Source organism: Geobacillus sp. BMUD (assembly GCF_013096845.1).
Lineage (GTDB): Bacteria > Bacillota > Bacilli > Bacillales > Anoxybacillaceae > Geobacillus > Geobacillus vulcani.
Map to the genome: position 1 here is coordinate 1 of NZ_SDLA01000007.1, position 20128 is coordinate 20128.

15 protein-coding genes, 21 tRNA genes and 1 rRNA gene are annotated in these 20128 nt (G+C 49.9%); 33 read left to right on the plus strand and 4 right to left on the minus strand.

Annotated features, from left to right (window positions below):
* Positions 1–227 precede the first annotated feature (227 nt).
* The 22 genes from rrf (at position 228) to ETC05_RS09620 (ending at position 3070) form a co-directional block, all read left to right on the plus strand.
* Positions 228–344 (plus strand): 5S ribosomal RNA (gene rrf / locus ETC05_RS09515).
* An 8-nt stretch (positions 345–352) separates the two neighbouring features.
* Positions 353–428, plus strand: a tRNA-Val gene (locus ETC05_RS09520).
* A 210-nt stretch (positions 429–638) separates the two neighbouring features.
* Positions 639–715: transfer RNA gene (locus tag ETC05_RS09525), tRNA-Met, on the plus strand.
* A 4-nt stretch (positions 716–719) separates the two neighbouring features.
* Positions 720–795 (plus strand) — tRNA-Asp (locus tag ETC05_RS09530).
* A gap of 202 nt (positions 796–997) precedes the next feature.
* Positions 998–1073, plus strand: a tRNA-Phe gene (locus tag ETC05_RS09535).
* Positions 1074–1087: 14 nt separating this feature from the next.
* Positions 1088–1160: transfer RNA gene (locus ETC05_RS09540), tRNA-Thr, on the plus strand.
* A 174-nt stretch (positions 1161–1334) separates the two neighbouring features.
* Positions 1335–1407: transfer RNA gene (locus ETC05_RS09545), tRNA-Lys, on the plus strand.
* A gap of 7 nt (positions 1408–1414) precedes the next feature.
* Positions 1415–1489, plus strand: a tRNA-Gly gene (locus tag ETC05_RS09550).
* Between the two features lie 5 nt (positions 1490–1494).
* Positions 1495–1580 (plus strand) — tRNA-Leu (locus ETC05_RS09555).
* A gap of 5 nt (positions 1581–1585) precedes the next feature.
* A tRNA-Arg gene (locus ETC05_RS09560) sits at positions 1586–1659 on the plus strand.
* 6 nt (positions 1660–1665) lie between these two features.
* A tRNA-Pro gene (locus ETC05_RS09565) sits at positions 1666–1739 on the plus strand.
* Between the two features lie 8 nt (positions 1740–1747).
* A tRNA-Ala gene (locus ETC05_RS09570) sits at positions 1748–1820 on the plus strand.
* Between the two features lie 21 nt (positions 1821–1841).
* Positions 1842–1915, plus strand: a tRNA-Met gene (locus ETC05_RS09575).
* A gap of 8 nt (positions 1916–1923) precedes the next feature.
* Positions 1924–2000 (plus strand) — tRNA-Ile (locus ETC05_RS09580).
* Between the two features lie 19 nt (positions 2001–2019).
* A tRNA-Ser gene (locus ETC05_RS09585) sits at positions 2020–2110 on the plus strand.
* A 39-nt stretch (positions 2111–2149) separates the two neighbouring features.
* A tRNA-Thr gene (locus tag ETC05_RS09590) sits at positions 2150–2225 on the plus strand.
* A gap of 13 nt (positions 2226–2238) precedes the next feature.
* Positions 2239–2311: transfer RNA gene (locus ETC05_RS09595), tRNA-His, on the plus strand.
* A gap of 177 nt (positions 2312–2488) precedes the next feature.
* Positions 2489–2559 (plus strand) — tRNA-Gly (locus ETC05_RS09600).
* A gap of 9 nt (positions 2560–2568) precedes the next feature.
* Positions 2569–2642 (plus strand) — tRNA-Ile (locus ETC05_RS09605).
* A 178-nt stretch (positions 2643–2820) separates the two neighbouring features.
* Positions 2821–2895: transfer RNA gene (locus ETC05_RS09610), tRNA-Asn, on the plus strand.
* 6 nt (positions 2896–2901) lie between these two features.
* A tRNA-Ser gene (locus ETC05_RS09615) sits at positions 2902–2994 on the plus strand.
* 4 nt (positions 2995–2998) lie between these two features.
* Positions 2999–3070: transfer RNA gene (locus tag ETC05_RS09620), tRNA-Glu, on the plus strand.
* Positions 3071–3303: 233 nt separating this feature from the next.
* On the opposite strand, the gene ETC05_RS09625 is transcribed toward ETC05_RS09620, so the two are convergent.
* A complete protein-coding gene (locus ETC05_RS09625; RefSeq protein WP_031405581.1) occupies positions 3304–3969 on the minus strand; it encodes a B3/B4 domain-containing protein in 666 nt (221 codons plus the stop codon).
* Positions 3970–4021: 52 nt separating this feature from the next.
* Here ETC05_RS09625 and queG point away from each other — a divergent pair, with 52 nt between their 5' ends.
* From queG to yhbH, 5 genes are all read left to right on the plus strand, one after another.
* A complete protein-coding gene (gene queG / locus ETC05_RS09630; protein WP_171660895.1) occupies positions 4022–5164 on the plus strand; it encodes a tRNA epoxyqueuosine(34) reductase QueG in 1143 nt (380 codons plus the stop codon).
* A 61-nt stretch (positions 5165–5225) separates the two neighbouring features.
* Entirely contained in the window at positions 5226–6089 is an 864-nt protein-coding gene (locus ETC05_RS09635) for an amidase domain-containing protein (protein WP_031405578.1), read from the plus strand.
* 20 nt (positions 6090–6109) lie between these two features.
* Positions 6110–6583, plus strand: coding sequence for a tRNA (uridine(34)/cytosine(34)/5-carboxymethylaminomethyluridine(34)-2'-O)-methyltransferase TrmL (gene trmL / locus ETC05_RS09640; protein ID WP_031405575.1), 474 nt, complete (start codon positions 6110–6112; stop codon positions 6581–6583).
* A gap of 327 nt (positions 6584–6910) precedes the next feature.
* Positions 6911–8806, plus strand: coding sequence for a PrkA family serine protein kinase (locus ETC05_RS09645; protein WP_171660896.1), 1896 nt, complete (start codon positions 6911–6913; stop codon positions 8804–8806).
* 287 nt (positions 8807–9093) lie between these two features.
* On the plus strand, positions 9094–10251 hold the full coding sequence (yhbH, locus tag ETC05_RS09650; RefSeq protein ID WP_031405571.1) for a sporulation protein YhbH: 1158 nt from the start codon (positions 9094–9096) through the stop codon (positions 10249–10251).
* Between the two features lie 71 nt (positions 10252–10322).
* Here the strand turns inward: yhbH and ETC05_RS09655 are convergent, their stop codons facing one another.
* The gene (locus ETC05_RS09655) at positions 10323–11012 is read right to left on the minus strand and encodes a hypothetical protein (RefSeq protein ID WP_171660897.1); all 690 of its coding nucleotides are present in this window, start codon (positions 11010–11012) and stop codon (positions 10323–10325) included.
* Positions 11013–11114: 102 nt separating this feature from the next.
* Between ETC05_RS09655 and ETC05_RS09660 the strand changes: the two genes are divergently transcribed.
* Complete coding sequence (locus ETC05_RS09660; RefSeq protein ID WP_237746865.1) at positions 11115–11270, plus strand: hypothetical protein; 156 nt, start codon at positions 11115–11117, stop codon at positions 11268–11270.
* A gap of 58 nt (positions 11271–11328) precedes the next feature.
* Here the strand turns inward: ETC05_RS09660 and ETC05_RS09665 are convergent, their stop codons facing one another.
* Complete coding sequence (locus tag ETC05_RS09665; protein WP_031405566.1) at positions 11329–12009, minus strand: response regulator; 681 nt, start codon at positions 12007–12009, stop codon at positions 11329–11331.
* Positions 12010–12069: 60 nt separating this feature from the next.
* Positions 12070–13647, minus strand: a complete 1578-nt coding sequence (locus ETC05_RS09670; RefSeq protein ID WP_171660898.1) for an ATP-binding protein — start codon at positions 13645–13647, stop codon at positions 12070–12072.
* 315 nt (positions 13648–13962) lie between these two features.
* On the opposite strand from ETC05_RS09670, the gene ETC05_RS09675 reads away from it, so the two are divergent.
* From ETC05_RS09675 to ETC05_RS09695, 5 genes are all read left to right on the plus strand, one after another.
* Positions 13963–15009 carry a TRAP transporter substrate-binding protein gene (locus tag ETC05_RS09675; RefSeq protein ID WP_171660899.1) on the plus strand — a complete coding sequence of 349 codons (1047 nt, stop codon included), beginning with the start codon at positions 13963–13965 and terminating at the stop codon, positions 15007–15009.
* A gap of 411 nt (positions 15010–15420) precedes the next feature.
* A complete protein-coding gene (locus ETC05_RS09680; RefSeq protein WP_031405558.1) occupies positions 15421–16683 on the plus strand; it encodes a dicarboxylate/amino acid:cation symporter in 1263 nt (420 codons plus the stop codon).
* Between the two features lie 281 nt (positions 16684–16964).
* Entirely contained in the window at positions 16965–17792 is an 828-nt protein-coding gene (locus tag ETC05_RS09685) for an aldo/keto reductase (RefSeq protein WP_171660900.1), read from the plus strand.
* Between the two features lie 143 nt (positions 17793–17935).
* Positions 17936–18628, plus strand: a complete 693-nt coding sequence (locus ETC05_RS09690) for a zinc metallopeptidase (protein WP_031405553.1) — start codon at positions 17936–17938, stop codon at positions 18626–18628.
* A gap of 111 nt (positions 18629–18739) precedes the next feature.
* Positions 18740–20083 carry a hemolysin family protein gene (locus tag ETC05_RS09695; protein WP_031405551.1) on the plus strand — a complete coding sequence of 448 codons (1344 nt, stop codon included), beginning with the start codon at positions 18740–18742 and terminating at the stop codon, positions 20081–20083.
* Positions 20084–20128 lie beyond the last annotated feature (45 nt).

The following is a 20128-nucleotide window of genomic DNA, read 5'->3' on the forward strand; positions in this document are numbered from 1 at the left end:
GCCGCGTTTCGCTCTCGAAGCCAAATGTTCTTCACCCGCAGGGGCGCTCGCGCCCCGAGGGGGAAGGTTATTTGGCAGAAGAGAGCTAGGCGCTGGAACTGGACAATAGAAAAGCGCAGGCGAGCGGCTTCTTCCGACGGTTATCTAGTTTTGAGGGAATGAATTATTCCTATTGACAAATCCAACAGGATAGATATAATAATGACTGTCCAAGATGATCATCGTTGCCTAGTGGCTATGGCGGAGGGGAAACACCCGTTCCCATCCCGAACACGGAAGTTAAGCCCTCCAGCGCCGATGGTAGTTGGGGCCAGCGCCCCTGCAAGAGTAGGTCGCTGCTAGGCAATCATGTGGAGGATTAGCTCAGCTGGGAGAGCACTTGCCTTACAAGCAAGGGGTCGGCGGTTCGATCCCGTCATCCTCCACCACTTTCAAACATACAAAACAAAACTCAGCGCATTATTGAAATAAGTTCATCTTCTATCGTCGCGGGGTGGAGCAACGAGCATTTGCTTCATCGAATATGCCGGGAGTTGCCTCGACGCATCGGGCATCTTTGAATCAGCTGGCAGAGGAAGAGGCAACAAACGTTTAAACGATACTCAGTGCATGATCGAAACAAATTTATCTTTTATCGTCGCGGGGTGGAGCAGTCCGGTAGCTCGTCGGGCTCATAACCCGAAGGTCGCAGGTTCAAATCCTGCCCCCGCAACCAATATGGTCCCGTAGTGTAGTGGTTAACATGCCTGCCTGTCACGCAGGAGATCGCGGGTTCGAGTCCCGTCGGGACCGCCATTGCTTCAAAATCGTGAAAGATGGAGAATTGACTCGGCAATCGATGAAAAGGAAAATATGGCTCGGTAGCTCAGTCGGTAGAGACGAGCATCAGCATCATCGAGTCAGCTGCGAGTTGCCTCGACGCATTACACTTCCTTGAATCGGCTAGTAGAGGAAGAGGCACAGAGAAATTCAACGAGCGAGTTAAAAAATAACATATGGCTCGGTAGCTCAGTCGGTAGAGCAAAGGACTGAAAATCCTTGTGTCGGCGGTTCGATTCCGTCCCGAGCCACCATATAAGATATACATGCCGGCTTAGCTCAATTGGTAGAGCAACTGACTTGTAATCAGTAGGTTGCGGGTTCAAGTCCTGCAGCCGGCATTCTATTCCTTACTAAATCCTTAAGCCATTAAACCAGCAATCGTGAGCCATTAGCTCAGTAACGAGCGATGCATCTTCGGGATTGCTTCGAGTTGTCCCGACGCACTGGACACCGTCGAATCAGCTAGCAGAGGAAGGGACATCGTCAAATATCTGAAGTGTATACCTAACCACGAGCCATTAGCTCAGTAGGTAGAGCATCTGACTTTTAATCAGAGGGTCGGAGGTTCGAGTCCTCCATGGCTCATCGTCTTGCGGAAGTAGTTCAGCGGTAGAACACCACCTTGCCAAGGTGGGGGTCGCGGGTTCGAGCCCCGTCTTCCGCTCCACTTCCGCCGGGGTGGCGGAATTGGCAGACGCACAGGACTTAAAATCCTGGGGTAGGTAACTACCGTGCCGGTTCGAGTCCGGCCCTCGGCACTTGTGCGCTCGTAGCTCAATTGGATAGAGCATCTGACTACGGATCAGAAGGTTAGGGGTTCGAATCCTCTCGAGCGCGTTTTATCGGGAAGTAGCTCAGCTTGGTAGAGCACACGGTTCGGGTCCGTGAGGTCGCAGGTTCAAATCCTGTCTTCCCGATTTATCATGGGGCCTTAGCTCAGCTGGGAGAGCGCCTGCTTTGCACGCAGGAGGTCATCGGTTCGATCCCGATAGGCTCCACCTTTTAACCTTATTCAATTTGGCGGTGTAGCTCAGCTGGCTAGAGCGTACGGTTCATACCCGTGAGGTCGGGGGTTCGATCCCCTCCACCGCCACTATTGTCGGACCTTTAGCTCAGCTGGTTAGAGCAGACGGCTCATAACCGTCCGGTCGTAGGTTCGAGTCCTACAAGGTCCACCATTATTATTGTTGCTTTTTTGGAGGAGTACCCAAGTGGTTGAAGGGGTCGGTCTTGAAAACCGAGAGGCGCCGCAAGGCGCGCGGGGGTTCGAATCCCTCCTCCTCCGCCATGCTTTGTGTCGGATGAAGTGTGAATGTGTTTGAATCATGCCGGCTTAGCTCAATTGGTAGAGCAACTGACTTGTAATCAGTAGGTTGCGGGTTCAAGTCCTGCAGCCGGCACCAGTATACGGCTACGGCGACTATGGCGAAGTGGTTAACGCACCAGATTGTGGCTCTGGCATGCGTGGGTTCGATTCCCACTAGTCGCCCTTTTCTTTATATTTTATTCGTTATATGCGGGTGTAGTTTAGTGGTAAAACCTCAGCCACGAGCATCGGCATCATCGAATTGGCTTCGAGTTGCCTCGACGCATCCAGCTTTCTTGAATAGGCTGGAAGAGGAAGAGGCATGGAAAAAGCGTGGTGGGTATTCAATCAAAATCATGTGCGGGTGTAGTTTAGTGGTAAAACCTCAGCCTTCCAAGCTGATGTCGTGGGTTCGATTCCCATCACCCGCTTTTGATGGTGGGCCTATAGCTCAGCTGGTTAGAGCGCACGCCTGATAAGCGTGAGGTCGGTGGTTCAAGTCCACTTAGGCCCATTATTTCCCATTGAGTGTTTTTTGACTATTTGTTATAATAGTGTGCGAATAATGTTCCATCGTTCCACAGCAACAGCGGGCGACGAGCATTTGCATTATTGCTCCGACGCATCCGTTATCCTTGAATCAGCTGGTAGAGGAAGGGATAGAATAAGTTTGAAGAATGTTTCTTAATTATTCCGCAATAGCTCAGCGGTAGAGCAACCGGCTGTTAACCGGTAGGTCGTAGGTTCGAATCCTACTTGCGGAGCCATGTCACGGAGAAGTACCCAAGTGGCTGAAGGGGACGGTTTGCTAAACCGTTAGGTCGCAGTTTTGCGGCGCGCGGGTTCAAATCCCGCCTTCTCCGCCATGATGGCCCGTTGGTCAAGTGGTTAAGACACCGCCCTTTCACGGCGGTAACACGGGTTCGAATCCCGTACGGGTCACTGGTTGCTGGCACCAGAGATTCTGGTGCCCTTTTATACAATTTCTTTTGTCGATTTTTGCGTTTTTTCTTGTGATGCGTGTGGAAATCTGTTATAATGTTTCTCGTTAGTTTCAAAATGGTATTACGAAGTTGGGGACAACGCAGTGTTTCGTTTCGTTAAAGAACGAGGCATTGCGTTTTTTGTTTATGTAGGGAGGAGTCCCCCGTTTTCCACGGTAGGCAAGCGGGGGATCAAACGAGCAATTGCGCCTCGGCTTCACCGCCATGGATTTGCACAAACATCGTTTGGATGGCTTGAAGTTGGCGCTTGGCGGTTTCTTCTGGCATTGATGGGAGAAAGTAAACGATTTGCAAAGCGTTTTTCGTTTCTCTCGTCACAGCGGTTCGCTCTGAATCGACGATGGGACTGCCAAACGGCCCTCGTTCATCTTTGCTGACAAGTTTGTTGGCAAAGTTGACTGTGCGGCCGTTTAACGCGGTGTATTCGTCTTGTTCCGCGCCGATCGTGAGCGTCACTGTTCCGTCGATGCGGTCTAGATCATAGATACCGAGCGGGATTTTATAATAGAGTGAAAAAAAGTTGTTTATGTCCGCCGCTGAATGGATAGGCGGAATGAAGCTTTTTTTCTGGATGCGTCGGTACAGGCTTTCACTTGATGGTCGATAGCGGCTTGGGTCCGTTCCGATTTGTTTGAACGAACGGCGCCATTCGGCGATCTCAGGAATGTCGGCAATCGGCTTTTCCTGCAGCTCAATGTAAAGAGATTCTTGAAACAGCTCCAATCGTCCTCTCAACATTTGCGGTGAATCGCTGATCTCGATATGATGATAGCGGATGACGCCGAATTTACCAGAAGGAAGGCGTTGCTTTAGTTGTTCCGATATCACGCATTTCATCTTGATCACCTCGGGTTTCATTTTACCATATATGACGAAAGGAGGGAAAACGATGGATGTTATGGCATTAAAGCAGGAAGTCATCGAGTACAGTCGGTCAATCGGCATTGATAAAATTGGCTTTGCAAGCGCCGATCCGTTTGTCGAATTAAAGGAACGATTGCGTCGTCAGCAGGAGCTTGGCTATCAGTCGGGTTTTGAGGAACCGGATATTGAAAAACGGACCAATCCTTCATTGCTTCTTCCGGAAGCCAAATCGATCATTGCCATTGCCCTTGCCTATCCGTCCAAAATGAAAAATGCGCCACGGGGGACAAAAACGGAACGACGCGGCGTTTTTTGCCGCGCGTCATGGGGAAAGGACTACCACGATGTGTTGCGGCAACGTTTGCAGCAACTTGAGGCGTTTTTGTTGGCCAAAGTGCCCCATGCTCGCGTTCGCTCAATGGTGGATACCGGAGAGCTCGCCGATCGGGCGGTGGCGGAACGGGCAGGGATCGGTTGGAGTGGTAAAAATTGCTCCATTATTACACCGGAATTTGGATCGTATGTGTATTTGGGAGAAATGATTACGAATATTCCTTTTCCCCCTGATGAGCCGGTTGAAAACCGATGCGGCGCGTGCACGAAATGCATTGACGCCTGTCCGACAGGGGCGCTTGTGCAAGGGGGACAACTGAACGCGCAGCGATGTCTTTCCTTTTTAACGCAGACGAAAGGCTTTTTGGCTGACGAGTTTCGGGAGAAAATCGGGAACCGGCTGTACGGTTGCGATACATGCCAGCAAGTTTGTCCGGAAAATAAGGGGAAAGACTTCCATTTGCATCCGGAATTCGAGCCAGATCCAGAAGCGGTGAAACCAAAGCTCATTCCATTGCTTCGGATGAGCAACCGCGAGTTTAAAGAGAAATTTGGAGCCATGGCGGGTTCATGGCGTGGAAAAAAACCGATTCAGCGCAATGCCATTTTGGCGCTGGCTCATTACAAAGATCGGACCGCAGTGCCGCATTTGCTGCGTTTGCTGAAAGAGGATAGCCGTCCCGTTATTCGCGGAACGGCGGCGTGGGCGCTCGGGAAAATTGGGGATCCAAGCGCCAAACCTTATTTAGAGGCTGCACGCCAAACGGAGACGGATGAGGGTGTGATTGAGGAGATTGAAAAAGGATTGAAACTGTTGGCCGAGGCAAAAGAATAGGGAAAAAAACGCAGCTTCCCCACATAAGGTAGTAACAAAAACGAAAGTGGTGGAAAGCAGCATGAAGAAACAGTTGCGCGCATGGTTGGATGAGCGGGCCCGCTCATTTGTATCGGAAAGCAACGTCCGGAACAAAGAGGCGGCAAGAAAGCAACAGCTTTGCCAAAAGCGCGGTGCGGAGATTGTTCGTTGCACGATCCACGGGCGTATTGTCGGCAGGCAGACTATCGAGCGGGAAGCCAAAGTCATGTATATGGCCCACCATCAATTTTTAATTAAGCAAGGGGCTTCATTATATATGGAAGAACAGGTTGAGGAGAGATGCGCTTGTTTTGTCCGCGGTGAACTTGTCGCTGATGAACCGATCAGCCAGTTGGGGGGCTATATGGAGGCGCCGCGCGTCGAACGAGAGCAATGGACGGGGGAGCGTCTTTCTTACCAGTATGACCGCGCCCGGGCGGTGCGGTATGCGGAAACGTGGTGGAATCGACACAACCCGGCGTTTCCATCGTTTCCGGTGGATTGCACGAATTTTGTCTCCCAATGCTTGTATGCGGGTGGGGCGCCGATGACGGGCTATCCGAACCGGACGAGGGGATGGTGGTGTCAAAATGGAAGTTGGAGTTACAGCTGGGCTGTCGCTCATGCCTTTCGTTGGTACTTGAGCGGGTCGCGCATTGGCTTGCAGGCGGTGGAAGTGGCCGAGCCAGAGCAATTGATGGCAGGCGATGTCATCTGTTATGATTTTCAAGGGGACGGACGCTTCGACCATTCGACGATTGTGGTGGCGAAGGATCAGAACGGGATGCCGCTTGTGAACGCCCATACGACAAACAGCCGAATGCGCTATTGGTCGTATGAAGACTCAAGTGCTTATACGCCGAACATTCGCTATAAGTTTTTTCACATCATCGATGGCAAATAAATGTTGTTGAGGTGAAGCCAATGCCACTCCATGTTGTACTATACCAACCAGAAATTCCAGCCAATACAGGAAACATCGCCCGTACGTGTGCGGCGACCGATACGTCGCTCCATTTGATCCGCCCGCTCGGTTTTTCTACGGATGATAAAATGTTAAAGCGCGCCGGGCTTGATTATTGGCCATATGTTAATATTTCGTATTATGACTCGCTTGACGAACTATTCGCCCGCTTTCCGGAAGGGGAGTTTTATTTCATTACGAAATTCGGGCGCCGGTATTATGATTCGTTTGATTTCAGCGATACAGAAAAACACATTTTTTTTGTGTTCGGACGCGAAACAACCGGACTGCCAAAGGAGCTGCTTGAGGCCAATATGGACCGTTGCCTTCGCATCCCGATGAATGACAAAGTGCGCTCGTTAAACCTGTCGAACACGGCAGCCATCTTAGTGTACGAAGCGCTGCGCCAACAGCGGTTTCACGGGCTGTCGTAAACAAAAAAACGACCTTCGCATCGGAGGTCGTTTTTTTTTTGGGATTATTGTCTGACACCTGGTTTGTCTTCGTAACCAGCGGTGAAAATAGCCGTCAAAAACGCAATGATGACCCCTAGCACAAGCAAAGTGCGCATCGTTTGTTCCTCCTTCATCATGAAAGTGGCAGGCGTTTCCCTCTTTATTATAGCGAATATCGTCAAGCATGTGAATGACCGCAGCTGGTTGTTAGGAGACAAAATTTTTTTTGCGGCGAATGATACGGGACATCCTCGCATAAATTGTAATAATCTTGCTGTTAGACATCCAAGGGTGAGGAGGTCCTTTATGGATATTTTGCAAAAAATCGCCCGATATCGGGAAGAAGAAGAAAAGTTGAAATGGGAAGGAACGTTTGCCGAGTATTTAAAGATTTTAAAAGAAAAGCCGTGGGTGGCCCAGTCGGCTCATTCGCGTGTTTATAATATGATCAAAGATGCTGGGGTCGAAGAGGTGAATGGACGGAAACGATATACGTTTTTCAGCCAGCACTTGTTCGGGCTCGAGGAAGCGCTTGAGCGGCTCGTTGAGGAATATTTCCACCCGGCGGCGAAGCGGTTGGATGTGCGGAAACGGATTTTGCTGCTGATGGGACCAGTTGGCGGCGGAAAGTCGACGCTTGTGACTTTGCTAAAGCGCGGGCTTGAAGAGTATTCAAAAACAGAGCGCGGCGCGGTGTATGCCATTAAAGGATGCCCGATGCATGAAGATCCGCTTCACCTTATTCCTCACCATTTGCGCGAAGATTTTTACCGTGAGTATGGCATTCGCATTGAAGGTGAACTGTCGCCGCTCAATATGATGCGGCTGGAGAAAGAATACGGCGGACGCATTGAAGACGTGCTAGTGGAGCGCATTTTCTTCTCTGAGAACCGTCGCGTCGGTATCGGGACGTTCAGTCCGTCTGACCCCAAATCGCAAGACATTGCCGATTTAACGGGAAGCATCGATTTTTCAACGATCGCGGAATACGGTTCCGAGTCTGACCCGCGCGCGTATCGGTTTGACGGCGAACTGAACAAAGCCAACCGCGGGATTATGGAATTTCAAGAGATGCTAAAGTGCGATGAAAAATTTCTTTGGCATTTGTTATCGCTGACGCAAGAAGGCAATTTCAAAGCTGGACGGTTTGCTTTAATCAGCGCCGATGAATTGATCATCGCGCATACGAACGAAACGGAATATCGGTCGTTCATTGCTAACAAAAAGAACGAGGCGCTCCATTCGCGTATCATCGTCATGCCGATTCCGTACAACTTGCGCGTCTCGGAAGAAGAGCGCATTTATGAAAAAATGATCCGCGAAAGCGACGTCGCCGACGTGCATATCGCTCCACATACATTGCGGATTGCAGCTATGTTTACGATTTTGACGCGGCTGAAAGAATCCAAGCGGCCGGATGTGGATTTATTGAAGAAAATGCGCTTGTATGATGGCGAAATGATCGAAGGATTCAGTGAGGTCGATGTGGAGGAGCTGAAAAAGGAGCATCCGGATGAGGGGATGAGCGGCATCGACCCACGCTATGTCATCAACCGCATTTCTGCCTGCATCATCCGCAAAGGAGTGCCGTCGATCAATGCGCTTGACGTGCTTCGTTCGTTGAAAGAAGGATTGGATCAGCATCCGTCGATCACGAAGGAAGACCGTGAGCGGTATTTGAATTTCATTTCGCTCGTGCGCAAAGAGTATGATGAAATCGCCAAACAAGAAGTGCAAAAGGCGTTCGTCTATTCGTATGAAGAGTCAGCGAAAACGTTGATGGATAACTATTTGGACAACGTCGAGGCGTACTGCAACAAGACGAAATTGCGGGACCCGCTTACGGGTGAGGAAATGAATCCAGATGAAAAGCTGATGCGCTCGATCGAGGAACAAATTGGCATTTCCGAAAATGCGAAAAAAGCGTTTCGTGAAGAAATTTTAATCCGCATTTCCGCCTATGCGCGCAAAGGGCAACGATTTGACTACAACTCGCATGAACGGCTGCGCGAGGCAATCCAGAAAAAACTGTTCGCTGATTTAAAAGATATTGTAAAAATTACAACGTCGACAAAAACACCGGATGAGCAGCAGTTGAAAAAAATTAACGAAGTCGTCGCCCGCCTCATTGATGAATACGGGTACAATTCCACGTCAGCCAACGAATTGCTCCGCTATGTCGGCAGCTTGTTGAACCGCTAGGCATGCCTCAAGCGCTGAGGCATGCTTTTTCTCCTCTTTTTAGCGCACTTCATGCGAAGAAGAGGACGGCCCTAGGAGCGGTGCTTTTGCTTAAAGGAGATGTGAAATCGACAATCGGGCTTGTCCACCTGTTTGTTTTCCACATTCATTTGTCAATTATTTTAAATTGTTGCATACGATAAAATAAACCAACTTGGCATAGCGATGGTCCGTTTTGATGACGCCAACATAAGTATATGCGGGAAAGCGAAAAGTGTGAAAATGATTTTTTCAAAGGAGGGGAAAACATGAAGGGGAATTTTGTTGTATCGAAAGAAGATTGGTCCCTCCACCGCAAAGGATATGATGATCAAAAGCGCCATCAAGAAAAAGTGAAGGAAGCGATCAAAAACAATTTGCCCGACTTAATTACCGAAGAAAGCATTATCATGTCCAACGGGCGCGATGTGATTAAAATTCCGATCCGCTCGCTTGATGAATACAAAATCCGCTACAATTATGAGAAAAACAAGCACGTCGGCCAAGGAGATGGAGACAGCCAAGTCGGTGATGTGGTGGCCCGAGATGGAAGCGGGGAGGGGCAGGGGCCAGGAAAAGGCCAAGGTGCTGGCGATTTGCCGGGTCAAGATTATTACGAAGCTGAAGTGTCGCTGATGGAGATTGAGGAAGCGTTCTTTAGCCAATTGGAGCTGCCTAATTTGCAACGAAAAGAGCTGGATCAAAATGTAGCCCAGCATATCGAATTTAACGACATCCGTCGCACCGGGCTGATGGGGAACATCGATAAAAAGCGGACGATGCTCACTGCCTTCAAGCGCAATGCCATGAACGGCAAACCAGGATTTTATCCGATTTACCGCGAAGATTTGAAGTTTAAAACGTGGAACGAAGTCGTCAAACCAGAATCGAAGGCGGTCGTCTTGGCGATGATGGACACAAGCGGATCGATGGGCATGTGGGAAAAATATATGGCACGCAGCTTTTTCTTCTGGATGACCCGATTTTTGCGTACGAAATACGAAACGGTGGACATCGCCTTTATCGCCCATCATACGGAAGCGAAAGTCGTCAGTGAGGAAGAGTTTTTCACGAAAGGGGAAAGCGGTGGAACGATTTGCTCATCGGCCTACCGCAAGGCGCTTGAACTTATTGAGACAAAATATCCACCGTCGCGCTACAACATTTATCCGTTCCATTTCTCTGACGGCGACAACTTGACATCGGACAATGCCCGCTGCGTCAAGCTTGTTCAGGAGCTGATGAAAGTATCGAACATGTTTGGGTACGGGGAAGTCAACCAGTATAATCGCCATTCCACGCTCATGTCGGCGTACCGCAATATTAAAGATGAGAAGTTCCGCTATTATATCCTAAAGCAAAAATCGGATGTCTTTCATGCCATGAGAACGTTTTTCCGCAAAGAAGAGAGCAAACAGCTCGTCTGACCCTCTTGCAGCTGAAAAAAAGGGGGTTTTTCTTTTTGGAAAGGGAGGGCGATGGCCCTCCCTAAAATAAGTTATTGCTTTTGCAGCGTCGCCACCATGGCGAGCACAGCGCCAAGTACATCGCGCTCTTTAGGAGCGTGCACTGTCAAGAGCATCGGCGCTGGGTGAGCGCTGGCGATGACGTGAACGGTAACGCCATCGGCTTGGGCAGTGTACCAAACGGCATCAGCGAACGGTTTTGGAAGTTGATCCGTTTGCTGGCGGGCGGCATTGGCATCGACCGCTTGGGCATGTTCTTTGGCCAACTGCTCATAGTTCGTCTCCTCGTTATGAAGAAGGCGGATGCGGGCGAACGTGTCCCCATGGAGCAATACATCAGAATGCGGTTCTTCAGCATCGAGCGTCCACCCGTCTAGGACATAGAGCGAGAAATGCTGGTTGTCACTTGTGGTCAACGTTGCTGTCCCTGTGACTGTTTGATTTCCCATTTGGTAAGACAAGGAAGTTGTTGGACGGGAAGAAGCGGATTCATCCCCTGTCGACCCACTTTGTCCGCTTCCTGCTTGATTTTGTTCGTCAGCAGGGGGAGTTTCTTGAGCGGCTGGCTCTGCTGTTTGCGCGTTGCTGGGATTCTCGTCTGAACTTGCCGTTTGTTTGGTTTTCGCTTCTGTCTCTTTTGATGCAGGTGTCTCTGTACCGCAACCGGCAAGCAAGGCGGCGGTGACAGCGATGGAGAAAAACGATTTCCAATATCGAAGCATCTTGATTCCTCCTTGCTTTCCATATACCATTCATTATAGCAGTTGAAACGGTGGAAACAAACAGACTCATTTCCTTTATTTTCTGGGTTTGATAATGATCCGTTGGCTGAAATGCTGGGCATGACAACCGTGGCACTCCCCCATTTTACGCTCGGAGAAAGAGCGTTCCGCCTTCTTCACCATTGGCGGGAGACAGGCAATGTGACGCGAAAGCAGGAAGAACTGCCTGCCCGGTTGTTGGTGCGGGATACGGCATAATAGGGCCTGGCTTTCCGTCTCTGACAATTAGCTTGAAGCCGCTCGAAATGGCATCGTGTTATGTTGCTTTCAGATGGTACCGATTCACTGGGCGTCCGACGCCGCCGTATTGAACATCGAGCACGACTTCCCCTGTTTTCTCAAGGTACTCTAAATAGCGGCGGGCGGTAACGCGGGCGATGCCGACTCCTTCGGCCACTTCCTCAGCGGAAACGGGGAAGCGGTGTTGGCGTAAATAGGCGATCACTTTTTCCAATGTTACCTCATTCAGTCCTTTCGGAAGCTCGGAGGACGGTCCGGCCGGTTGTTCAGTCGCCCGCCTTAGGGCATCGAGTTCCACCTGGGTGAGCGATTCCTTTTCCGCAAGCGACCGGCGGAACGTCCGATAATGCTCCAACGCCTGTTTGAGCCGTTCAAATTTAAACGGTTTCACAATGTAATCGAACGCGCCGTTTTGCAGGACGCGGCGCACCGTTTCAATGTCGCTTGCCGCGGTAATGGCGATGATATCAACTTCATGGCCGTGGGCGCGGATTTGTTTTAATGTTTCAAGGCCGTCTAACTGCGGCATGTAAATATCAACCATCGCTAAATCCGGACGGAGCTCTTGAATGAGGCGGAGTCCTTCTTCACCGTTTCGAGCGAGGCCGATGACGGTAAAACCGTCTATTTGTTCAATCATTTGCCGATTTACTTCTTGCACCATCGGGTCGTCTTCGATCAACAACACGCGATACATAGCCTGTACCTCCTTCGTCTCGGTGGGGGACTTTCGCGGCCGCCGTTGCATGAATGGGGATCACATGTCAAAGGTAACAGTAAACACCGTTCCTTTTCCTTCTTCCGACTGCACATCGATGCGCCCGTTTCCCTTTTCCACAATTTGCTTCACCAAATACAAGCCGATGCCTCGTCCGTTCTCCCCTTTGGTCGAAAAACCTTCATCAAAAATGCGGTCAATATGCTCGCGGGCAATGCCTTGGCCGTTGTCTTCGACCGAGAGGGAACAAAGGTCTTCGTTTTGTTCGATGCTGATGTAAATTTCTTTTTCTCGGTCGGTTACATCACGGAACGCGTCGAAGGCGTTTTCAATTAAATTGCCAAGGAGAACAACGAAATCATGGTGATCGAGATGCGGCGGAAAGCGGTGCAGCCGGCTATGTCGGTCGATCGTCACGCGAATGCCGAGCTCCTTGCCGCGGCGGATTTTGCTTAAGAGCAACCCGGAAATGCTTTCGTCCTTAATGTTGCGGCTTAAAAACTGCGTCAGTTCTGCTTGTTCCTCTGTAACTTGAAACACGTACTCGAGCGCTTTTTCGATGTGGCCGAGCTGAATAAGGCCAGCGATCGTGTGAAGCTTGTTCATGTATTCATGATTTTGCACGCGCAAGGCATGGACAAACGCCTTTACGCCCGTCAGTTCTTCAGCCAGTCGTTTCACTTCCGTGCGGTCTTGGAAAATGGCGATGGCGCCGACCGTTTTTCCGTTGACTTTGATCGGAATGCGGTTGCTCCAAATTGTTAAGTTGCCGATCTGCAGCTCCTTATTGTAAATCGGTTTGTTTACTTCCAAGATTTCCGGAAGGTGTGTGTCCGGAATGATGGAGCGGATCGAACGGCCGATGACATCCCCTTTGACGCCGAGCATTTGTTTTGCCCGGTCATTGAAAATGGTAATTTTTTCATTGCTGTCAATGGCGATGACACCTTCGTGCATGGCGTTAAACGCTTCCGTCCGTTCGATCAGCAGCTTGGCGATCTCATGTGGTTCCAACTCAAACATTTGCCGCTTGATATGAGAGGCCAGCAGCCATGCACCAATTCCACCGACAACGAGCGACAAAACAACCGCTACGGCAGCTTCTTCTTTCAAAGAATCAATGGCTTCAAAAAACGTTGGCAGCCGGTAGGCGGCGATGACGACGCCAATTTGTTCGTGATGGCTGTTCATAATTGGAACGAAGGCGCGAACGACTGTACCGATTTCCCCACGGGCTTTGGAAGTGTACGTATGTTCGGCAAACGCCGGCCCTTCATCAGCGCCGTGGGAGATCGTGCCGATCATCGCCGGAAGCGGATGGGAGAGGCGCACTTTGTTCATATCGAGAACGACGATATAGTCGGCGTTGTGAATGACGCGCACTCGTTCGACGACCGGATTGATCAGCGCCCGGCTTTGTTTGTTTCCGACCATATGGCTCCTGATTTCAGGCAGCTCGGAGACGGTGCGCGCGGTCAATAAGGCACGCTGGCTGAGTTCCTCCTCCTTTGTATGGAAAAAGTCGCTGATGATGAATACACCGCTCAGCAACAGGGAAAAGCTGACGATGGTGAAAATTAAAATCGTAATTTTCCAGCGAATCGGCAGCCGGCTCATGGCGGAACTCCTTTTTGTCAGTCGTGATGGCTGTTGGTCATGCCATATGAATGGGAAAGGAATGAATCAATGTTTTTTTCATTATACCAAATCTTCTTGAATAGGAAGAAACGAAAGGTGTAAAATGGCGGTGGGGAACAAATATTCTTCCCGCCAGCATCGCAGATGGGGCATACGTAAGGCGTGGCGATTGCTGCTCTCAAACCGAATCCGTGAGCTCCAGCTGCTTTTTTGCTCCAATGATTCGAGTCGGCGGGGAGCATTGTGCTGAAGTGCCATTTTAGCAATAGGATGGATGAAAGAACGGTGTGAACAATGGGGAAAAGATGGAGACCATGGGCAATCCTTTTGTTTGTCGGCTTCGGTCTGATCGGCTGGGCAGCGAGCCGTCAACTGGGACGTGAACCACTGGTTTATGACGACGAGCAAAAGGGGTTGAAAAAGCAAATCATTATTTATTTCAGCCATGTGGTAGCAGAGAATACGCCAAAAGGGCTGGCGGCGCAAAAGTTTGCCGAACTCGTTGAGCAAAAAACAAACGGCCGCGTCAAAGTCGAAGTGTTCCCAAACGGCTCGCTTTATTCGGATGGGGAAGAGCTTGATGCACTGCTGCGCGGCGACGTGCAAATGATCGCGCCATCGTTTTCGAAAGTGACGGAGTTGATCCCTGAGTGGCAAGTGCTCGATTTGCCATTTTTGTTCCGCGATGATGAACATGTTCGCTGCGTGCTTACCGGCAAGGTGGGAGTTGAGCTGCTTCAGATGCTCGAGGCGAAAGGGATTAAAGGGTTGGCGTTTTGGAGCAACGGGTTTAAGCAAATGATGGGCACGAACCGCCCGTTGATTGAACCGGACGATTTTCGAGGCTTGCGCTTTCGCATTATGCCAAGCGAAGTGATCGAAAAGCAGTTTCGTTTGCTTGGCGGTGAACCGGTTGCCGTTTCATTTGACCGTGTTTATCAGGAGCTTGAACAGCATAAGTTTGACGGACAGGAAAATACGATTTCCAATATTTATTCGAAAGGGTTTTACAAATTCCAACCGTATATTACGATCAGCGACCACGGGTATCTCGGTTATGTCGTCATGATGAACCAATCGTTTTGGGATCATCTTCCGAAAGATATCCAACGAAGCATTGAGGAAGCCATGGCTGAAGCGACGCATTGGAATTGGCAACAGTCAACGGAACAAAACGAACAGGAGCTTAGGCAGCTTGAACGGCGGGGCGGGGTCCATCTGTACATGTTGTCGGAAATGGACAAAAAGAAATGGAAGCAAACGTTTACGCCGCTGTATGAGGAATTTACGCGGCAGTTTGGTTCCAAGCTGTTGAATGAAGTGAAACAATCGTGTGAATGAGGGGGTCCGAAAAATAACGGGACGCCCTTTTCTTATCAACGTATAAATGCGTAACTTTCCTTCACCAAATTTTTGAATCAGCCTCTTTTGATCATCTCCAGCTAAGAAAGCCCTCATTTCCACGCAATCAGCGCAGGCAGGAAATGAATCAGTGGTCTTTGTAAGGCGGCTGAATCGTCGGACGCATGGGGAGAGCTTGGCTGACAGTTTGTCGCGGGACGGATGTTTCCAAGACTCTCTCCCCGCTGCGCCTTTGGTGCAGGCGGAAGGGGCGTTTAAGGGAAACACCCATGCGAGCGTTAAGACCAAAAAGACCAAAACGACCATTATCACCATAATATTTTGATTTCAATGATTTTTCTTTATGATAGTATTGAAAGCGTTGTCAATACATTGAAAGGAGTGGGAGAAATGCGGGGAAAGCTGAAAAACTTGACGGTACAAGTCATCATCGGCATCATTTTGGGGATTATCGTCGGATTTGTATTTCCGGAATTTGGCGCGAAATTAAAAGTATTAGCAGACGGATTTATTAAGCTGATTAAAATGGTGATCGCCCCGATCATTTTCTTCACCGTCGTCATCGGAATCGGCAACATGGGCGATTTGAAAAAGGTCGGCCGCATCGGCGGCAAGGCGCTTATTTATTTTGAAATTGTAACGACGTTTGCGTTGGCGATCGGGATTGTCGTCGTCAACCTTGTGAAACCAGGGGTCGGATTTCATACCGATGCAGTAAAAGGCGGCGACATTTCGCAATACACAAAACAAGCAGCAGAAACCAGCCACAGTTTTGTTGATTTCATCTTAAGCATCATTCCCGACAACGTCGTTGCCGCGATGGCGAGCGGCCAACTGCTTCCGGTGCTCTTCTTCGCTGTGTTGTTCGGCTTAGCGGCTGCCGCGCTTGGGGAAAAAGCAAAACCAGTGATTTCCTTATTTGAACGACTGGCGGAAATTTTTTTCGGCGTCGTCAACATGGTGATGAAGGTGTCGCCGATCGCTGCGTTCGGCGCGATGGCGTACACGATCGGCACGTTCGGCCTTGGTTCGCTCGTGTCGCTCGGCAAATTGATGGGGTCTGTTTACATTACGATGGCCCTCTTCATTTTCGTCGTGCTTGGCGGGATTGCCAAGTTTTACGGATTCAACATTTTTCAGTTTCTTGCTTATATTAAAGAGGAATTGTTGCTTGTTTTGGGCACCTCTTCGTCTGAATCAGCGCTGCCGCGGCTGATGGAGCGGCTCGAAAAATATGGGTGCTCCAAATCGGTTGTCGGTCTTGTCGTTCCGACAGGGTATTCGTTCAACCTAGACGGCACATCGATTTACTTGTCGATGGCAGCTATTTTCATCGCCCAAGCGTACGGTATTGATTTAACCATTTGGCAAGAGTTGACGTTACTTGGCGTCTTAATGCTCACCTCGAAAGGGGCAGCGGGGGTTACCGGTTCGGGATTCATTACGTTGGCAGCGACTTTGGCGGCGTTCCCGATGATTCCGGTTGAAGGCATCGCCTTGCTCCTTGGGGTTGACCGCTTCATGTCGGAAGCGCGGGCGATTACGAATATTATCGGCAATGCTGTAGCGACGGTGGTTGTTTCGAAAATGGAAAACGAGTTTCATCCGAACGAAGCTGAAGTGGAGCGCTCCTCGGTGAGCGTGGCCAAATAAGTGGCAGGAGCGCTCTGCAAGTCCAATTGACAGCTTTTCCGTCCGCACGTTTCTGGCTGTGTCAGGAAAGGCGCCGCACGCCGCCAATTGCCGAGTGGATGAAAAAGGGATGCAATGATAGCGCGAGGGGAACGTTTCCCCTCGTTTTTTCGTTGATTTTCCCCTAAAGCAAAGAACAAGAAGGACGTGGAAAAGTGAGAAAGGATAGCAAGCATATATTTTGATTTTCTTTCCCTCTTTTCCCATAATGAAACTATAATGACGCTCGAGGAGGAGAGGATATGAACGGTCTGCAAGATTGTGCCACCTTGCATAACGGGGTGAAAATGCCTTGGGTCGGCCTTGGAGTTTATAAAGTCAAAGAAGGGGAGGAAGTAAGAAGCGCGGTGCGCACCGCGCTCGAGGTTGGCTACCGCCATGTCGATACAGCCGCTTTTTATGAAAACGAAGAAGGGGTCGGTCAAGCGATCCGAGAATCCGGCATCCCGCGTGAGCAAGTGTTTGTGACGACGAAAGTGTGGAACACCGATCAGGGGTATGAAACGACGCTAAAGGCGTTTGACAAAAGCTTGAAAAAGCTCGGTTTTGATTACGTCGACTTGTATTTAGTTCATTGGCCGGTGAAAGGAAAATACAAAGAAACGTATAGGGCGCTTGAAAAGCTGTATAAAGACGGCTATGTGCGTGCGATTGGAGTGAGCAACTTCCATATTCACCATTTGCAAGATGTATTGGCCGATTGTGAAATCAAGCCGATGGTCAACCAGGTCGAGTACCATCCGCGCCTGACGCAAAAAGAGCTGCATGCGTTTTGCCAAGAAAACGGCATCCAGCTTGAAGCATGGTCACCGCTCATGCGCGGGGAAATTTTAAACGAGCCGACGATCGTTGACATCGGGCGCAAATACGGAAAAACGCCGGCGCAGGTCGTGCTGCGTTGGGACTTGCAGCACCGCGTTGTCACGATTCCAAAGTCGGTGACGCCGGCGCGGATCAAAGAAAACGCTGATCTTTTTGATTTCTCGCTGACCGATGAAGAAATGAAACAGATCGACGCGTTGAACTTGAACAAACGGGTCGGTCCTGACCCAGACAATTTCAATTTTTGATGTCCCCATCAGCTAAATAGCGCCTCGATGCAGGCGCTCTTTTTTTTGAAACCGGAGCGGGCCGTTTGACGTATGAAATAGCGGGCAAGTACAATAAATAATAGTATACACATTTGACAAACGAAAAAACGGAGGGTGCTGCCATGCTATTCCATCCGATGGATATTTTCATTTTTATCGCCTTCTTGATCTCGCTTTGGGCGCAGTGGAAGGTATCAAGCAATTTCAATGCCTGGTCTGAAGTTCCAGCCTCATCGGGATTGACGGGGGCGGAAGTGGCGCGCATGATTTTAGACCGTCATGGGTTGCACCATGTGCCGGTGGAGGTCGTGCCAGGGCGGCTTTCGGACCATTACGATCCGATTTCCCGAACGGTCCGTTTGTCGGAGCCGGTCTTTTATGGGCGTTCGATCGCTTCTATTTCTGTTGCCGCTCATGAGGTCGGCCACGCTGTTCAACACCAGCAAGGCTACGCTGCACTCGTCCTTCGCCACCGGATGTTTCCCGTTGTGAACTTGGCTTCCGGCGTGGCTCCGTTTTTGCTGCTGGTTGGGTTTTTGCTCCATCAATTTTCATTGATCGGTCTCGGCATTTTGTTTTTCTCGCTGGCGGTGGCGTTCCAAGTCATTACGCTGCCGGTCGAGTTTAATGCGAGCGCGCGGGCGAAACGATTTATGCTCGCTGAAGGGATCATCGCTCCAAACGAAACGCGCGGCGTGAACAAAGTGCTTGGCGCGGCGGCGCTGACATACGTTGCGGCAACGTTGATCGCCGTGTTTGAACTGCTGAAATATGTGCTCATTTTTACCCAAGGGAACAATAATGAGGAATCGTAACATATTGGGCTGTCTAAGACAGCCCAGCGGCATCATCGTCTATCAGCTGCAATGGAAACTTTTGTGTGCAGGAGGTGTAACCTGGGCGCTTCATCCGCGCTCGGAGACGAATTGGATATAGCCAGTTTGCTGTTGGTGGCGTTTCTCATCGCTTGCACCGCCTTTTTTGTCGCTTCGGAATTTGCGATCGTCAAAGTGCGCAGCTCGCGCATCGATCAGCTTGTCAATGAAGGGAATCGACGGGCGGTCGCGGCGAAAAAAGTGATTTCGAATTTGGACGGCTATTTATCGGCGAACCAGCTGGGCATTACGCTCACCTCGCTTGGCCTTGGCTGGCTTGGGGAGCCGACGGTGGCGCGGATGTTGCTGCCGCTGTTTGAACGCCTCCATTTGTCGGAATCCGTCTCCCATTTTTTAGCGTTTATCATTTCGTTTTCGCTCATCACCTTTTTGCATGTCGTCGTCGGTGAATTAGCGCCAAAGACGTTTGCCATTCATAAGGCGGAAGCGATTACGCTGTTTACGGCTCAGCCGCTCATCTGGTTTTACAAAATCATGTATCCGTTCATTTGGACACTCAACAACTCTGCGCGGCTTGTGACGCGCCTGTTTGGCCTCAGGCCGGTTTCGGAGCATGAAATCGCCCACTCTGAGGAGGAGTTGCGCCTAATTTTATCGGAAAGCTACAAGAGCGGGGAGATCAATCAGTCAGAGTACCGCTATGTCAATAACATTTTTCGTTTTGACGACCGCATAGCGAAAGAAATTATGGTGCCGCGCAAAGAAATTGTGGCGCTCGATATTAACAAAAGCGTCAAGGAAAACATGGACATCATTCGCGAAGAAAAGTATACGCGCTATCCGGTCATTGACGGTGATAAAGACCATGTGCTTGGACTCATCAACGTCAAAGAGGTGTTTACGGACTTTATCGCCAATCCGTCCAACGAAAAGCAAATGAAAGACTATATCCGCCCAATCATTCAAGTGATTGAATCGATCGCCATTCACGATTTGTTGGTCAAAATGCAAAAAGAACGCATCCATATGGCGATTTTGGTTGATGAATACGGCGGCACGTCTGGACTGGTTACAGTTGAGGACATTTTGGAAGAGATCGTTGGCGAAATCCAAGATGAGTTTGATATTGATGAAACGCCGCTGATTCAAAAAATGGACGATGATCGATTTGTCTTGGATGGCAAAGTGCTGATCAGCGAAGTGAATGACTTGCTTGGGCTGGACATTGATGATGATGACGTCGATACAATCGGCGGCTGGATTTTAACGAAGCATTATGATATCAAACCAGGCGAGAGTGTAGAAATCGATGGCTACTTGTTTACGGTGAAGGAAATGGACGGCCATCATGTGAAATCGCTGGAAGTGGCAAAAAAAGAGCTCAGTAAAGAGGAGGAGGCGGCAGGCGTCGAAGAGGAGGGATTGCGTTTGTAAGGCAGACAGGGATGTCTGCCTTTTCTCTTTTGGGCGAGAAATCTC

Excerpts from the sequence above, each read along its gene's own strand:
- ETC05_RS09685 (WP_171660900.1), top strand. The coding sequence starts at position 16,965 with ATGAACGGTCTGCAAGATTGTGCCACCTTGCATAACGGGGTGAAAATG.
- ETC05_RS09665 (WP_031405566.1), bottom strand. The coding sequence starts at position 12,009 with ATGTATCGCGTGTTGTTGATCGAAGACGACCCGATGGTGCAAGAAGTA.
- ETC05_RS09690 (WP_031405553.1), top strand. The coding sequence starts at position 17,936 with ATGCTATTCCATCCGATGGATATTTTCATTTTTATCGCCTTCTTGATC.
- ETC05_RS09675 (WP_171660899.1), top strand. The coding sequence starts at position 13,963 with ATGGGGAAAAGATGGAGACCATGGGCAATCCTTTTGTTTGTCGGCTTC.
- ETC05_RS09680 (WP_031405558.1), top strand. The coding sequence starts at position 15,421 with ATGCGGGGAAAGCTGAAAAACTTGACGGTACAAGTCATCATCGGCATC.
- trmL (WP_031405575.1), top strand. The coding sequence starts at position 6,110 with ATGCCACTCCATGTTGTACTATACCAACCAGAAATTCCAGCCAATACA.
- queG (WP_171660895.1), top strand. The coding sequence starts at position 4,022 with ATGGATGTTATGGCATTAAAGCAGGAAGTCATCGAGTACAGTCGGTCA.
- ETC05_RS09625 (WP_031405581.1), bottom strand. The coding sequence starts at position 3,969 with ATGAAATGCGTGATATCGGAACAACTAAAGCAACGCCTTCCTTCTGGT.
- ETC05_RS09670 (WP_171660898.1), bottom strand. The coding sequence starts at position 13,647 with ATGAGCCGGCTGCCGATTCGCTGGAAAATTACGATTTTAATTTTCACC.
- ETC05_RS09655 (WP_171660897.1), bottom strand. The coding sequence starts at position 11,012 with ATGCTTCGATATTGGAAATCGTTTTTCTCCATCGCTGTCACCGCCGCC.
- ETC05_RS09635 (WP_031405578.1), top strand. The coding sequence starts at position 5,226 with ATGAAGAAACAGTTGCGCGCATGGTTGGATGAGCGGGCCCGCTCATTT.
- yhbH (WP_031405571.1), top strand. The coding sequence starts at position 9,094 with ATGAAGGGGAATTTTGTTGTATCGAAAGAAGATTGGTCCCTCCACCGC.
- ETC05_RS09645 (WP_171660896.1), top strand. The coding sequence starts at position 6,911 with ATGGATATTTTGCAAAAAATCGCCCGATATCGGGAAGAAGAAGAAAAG.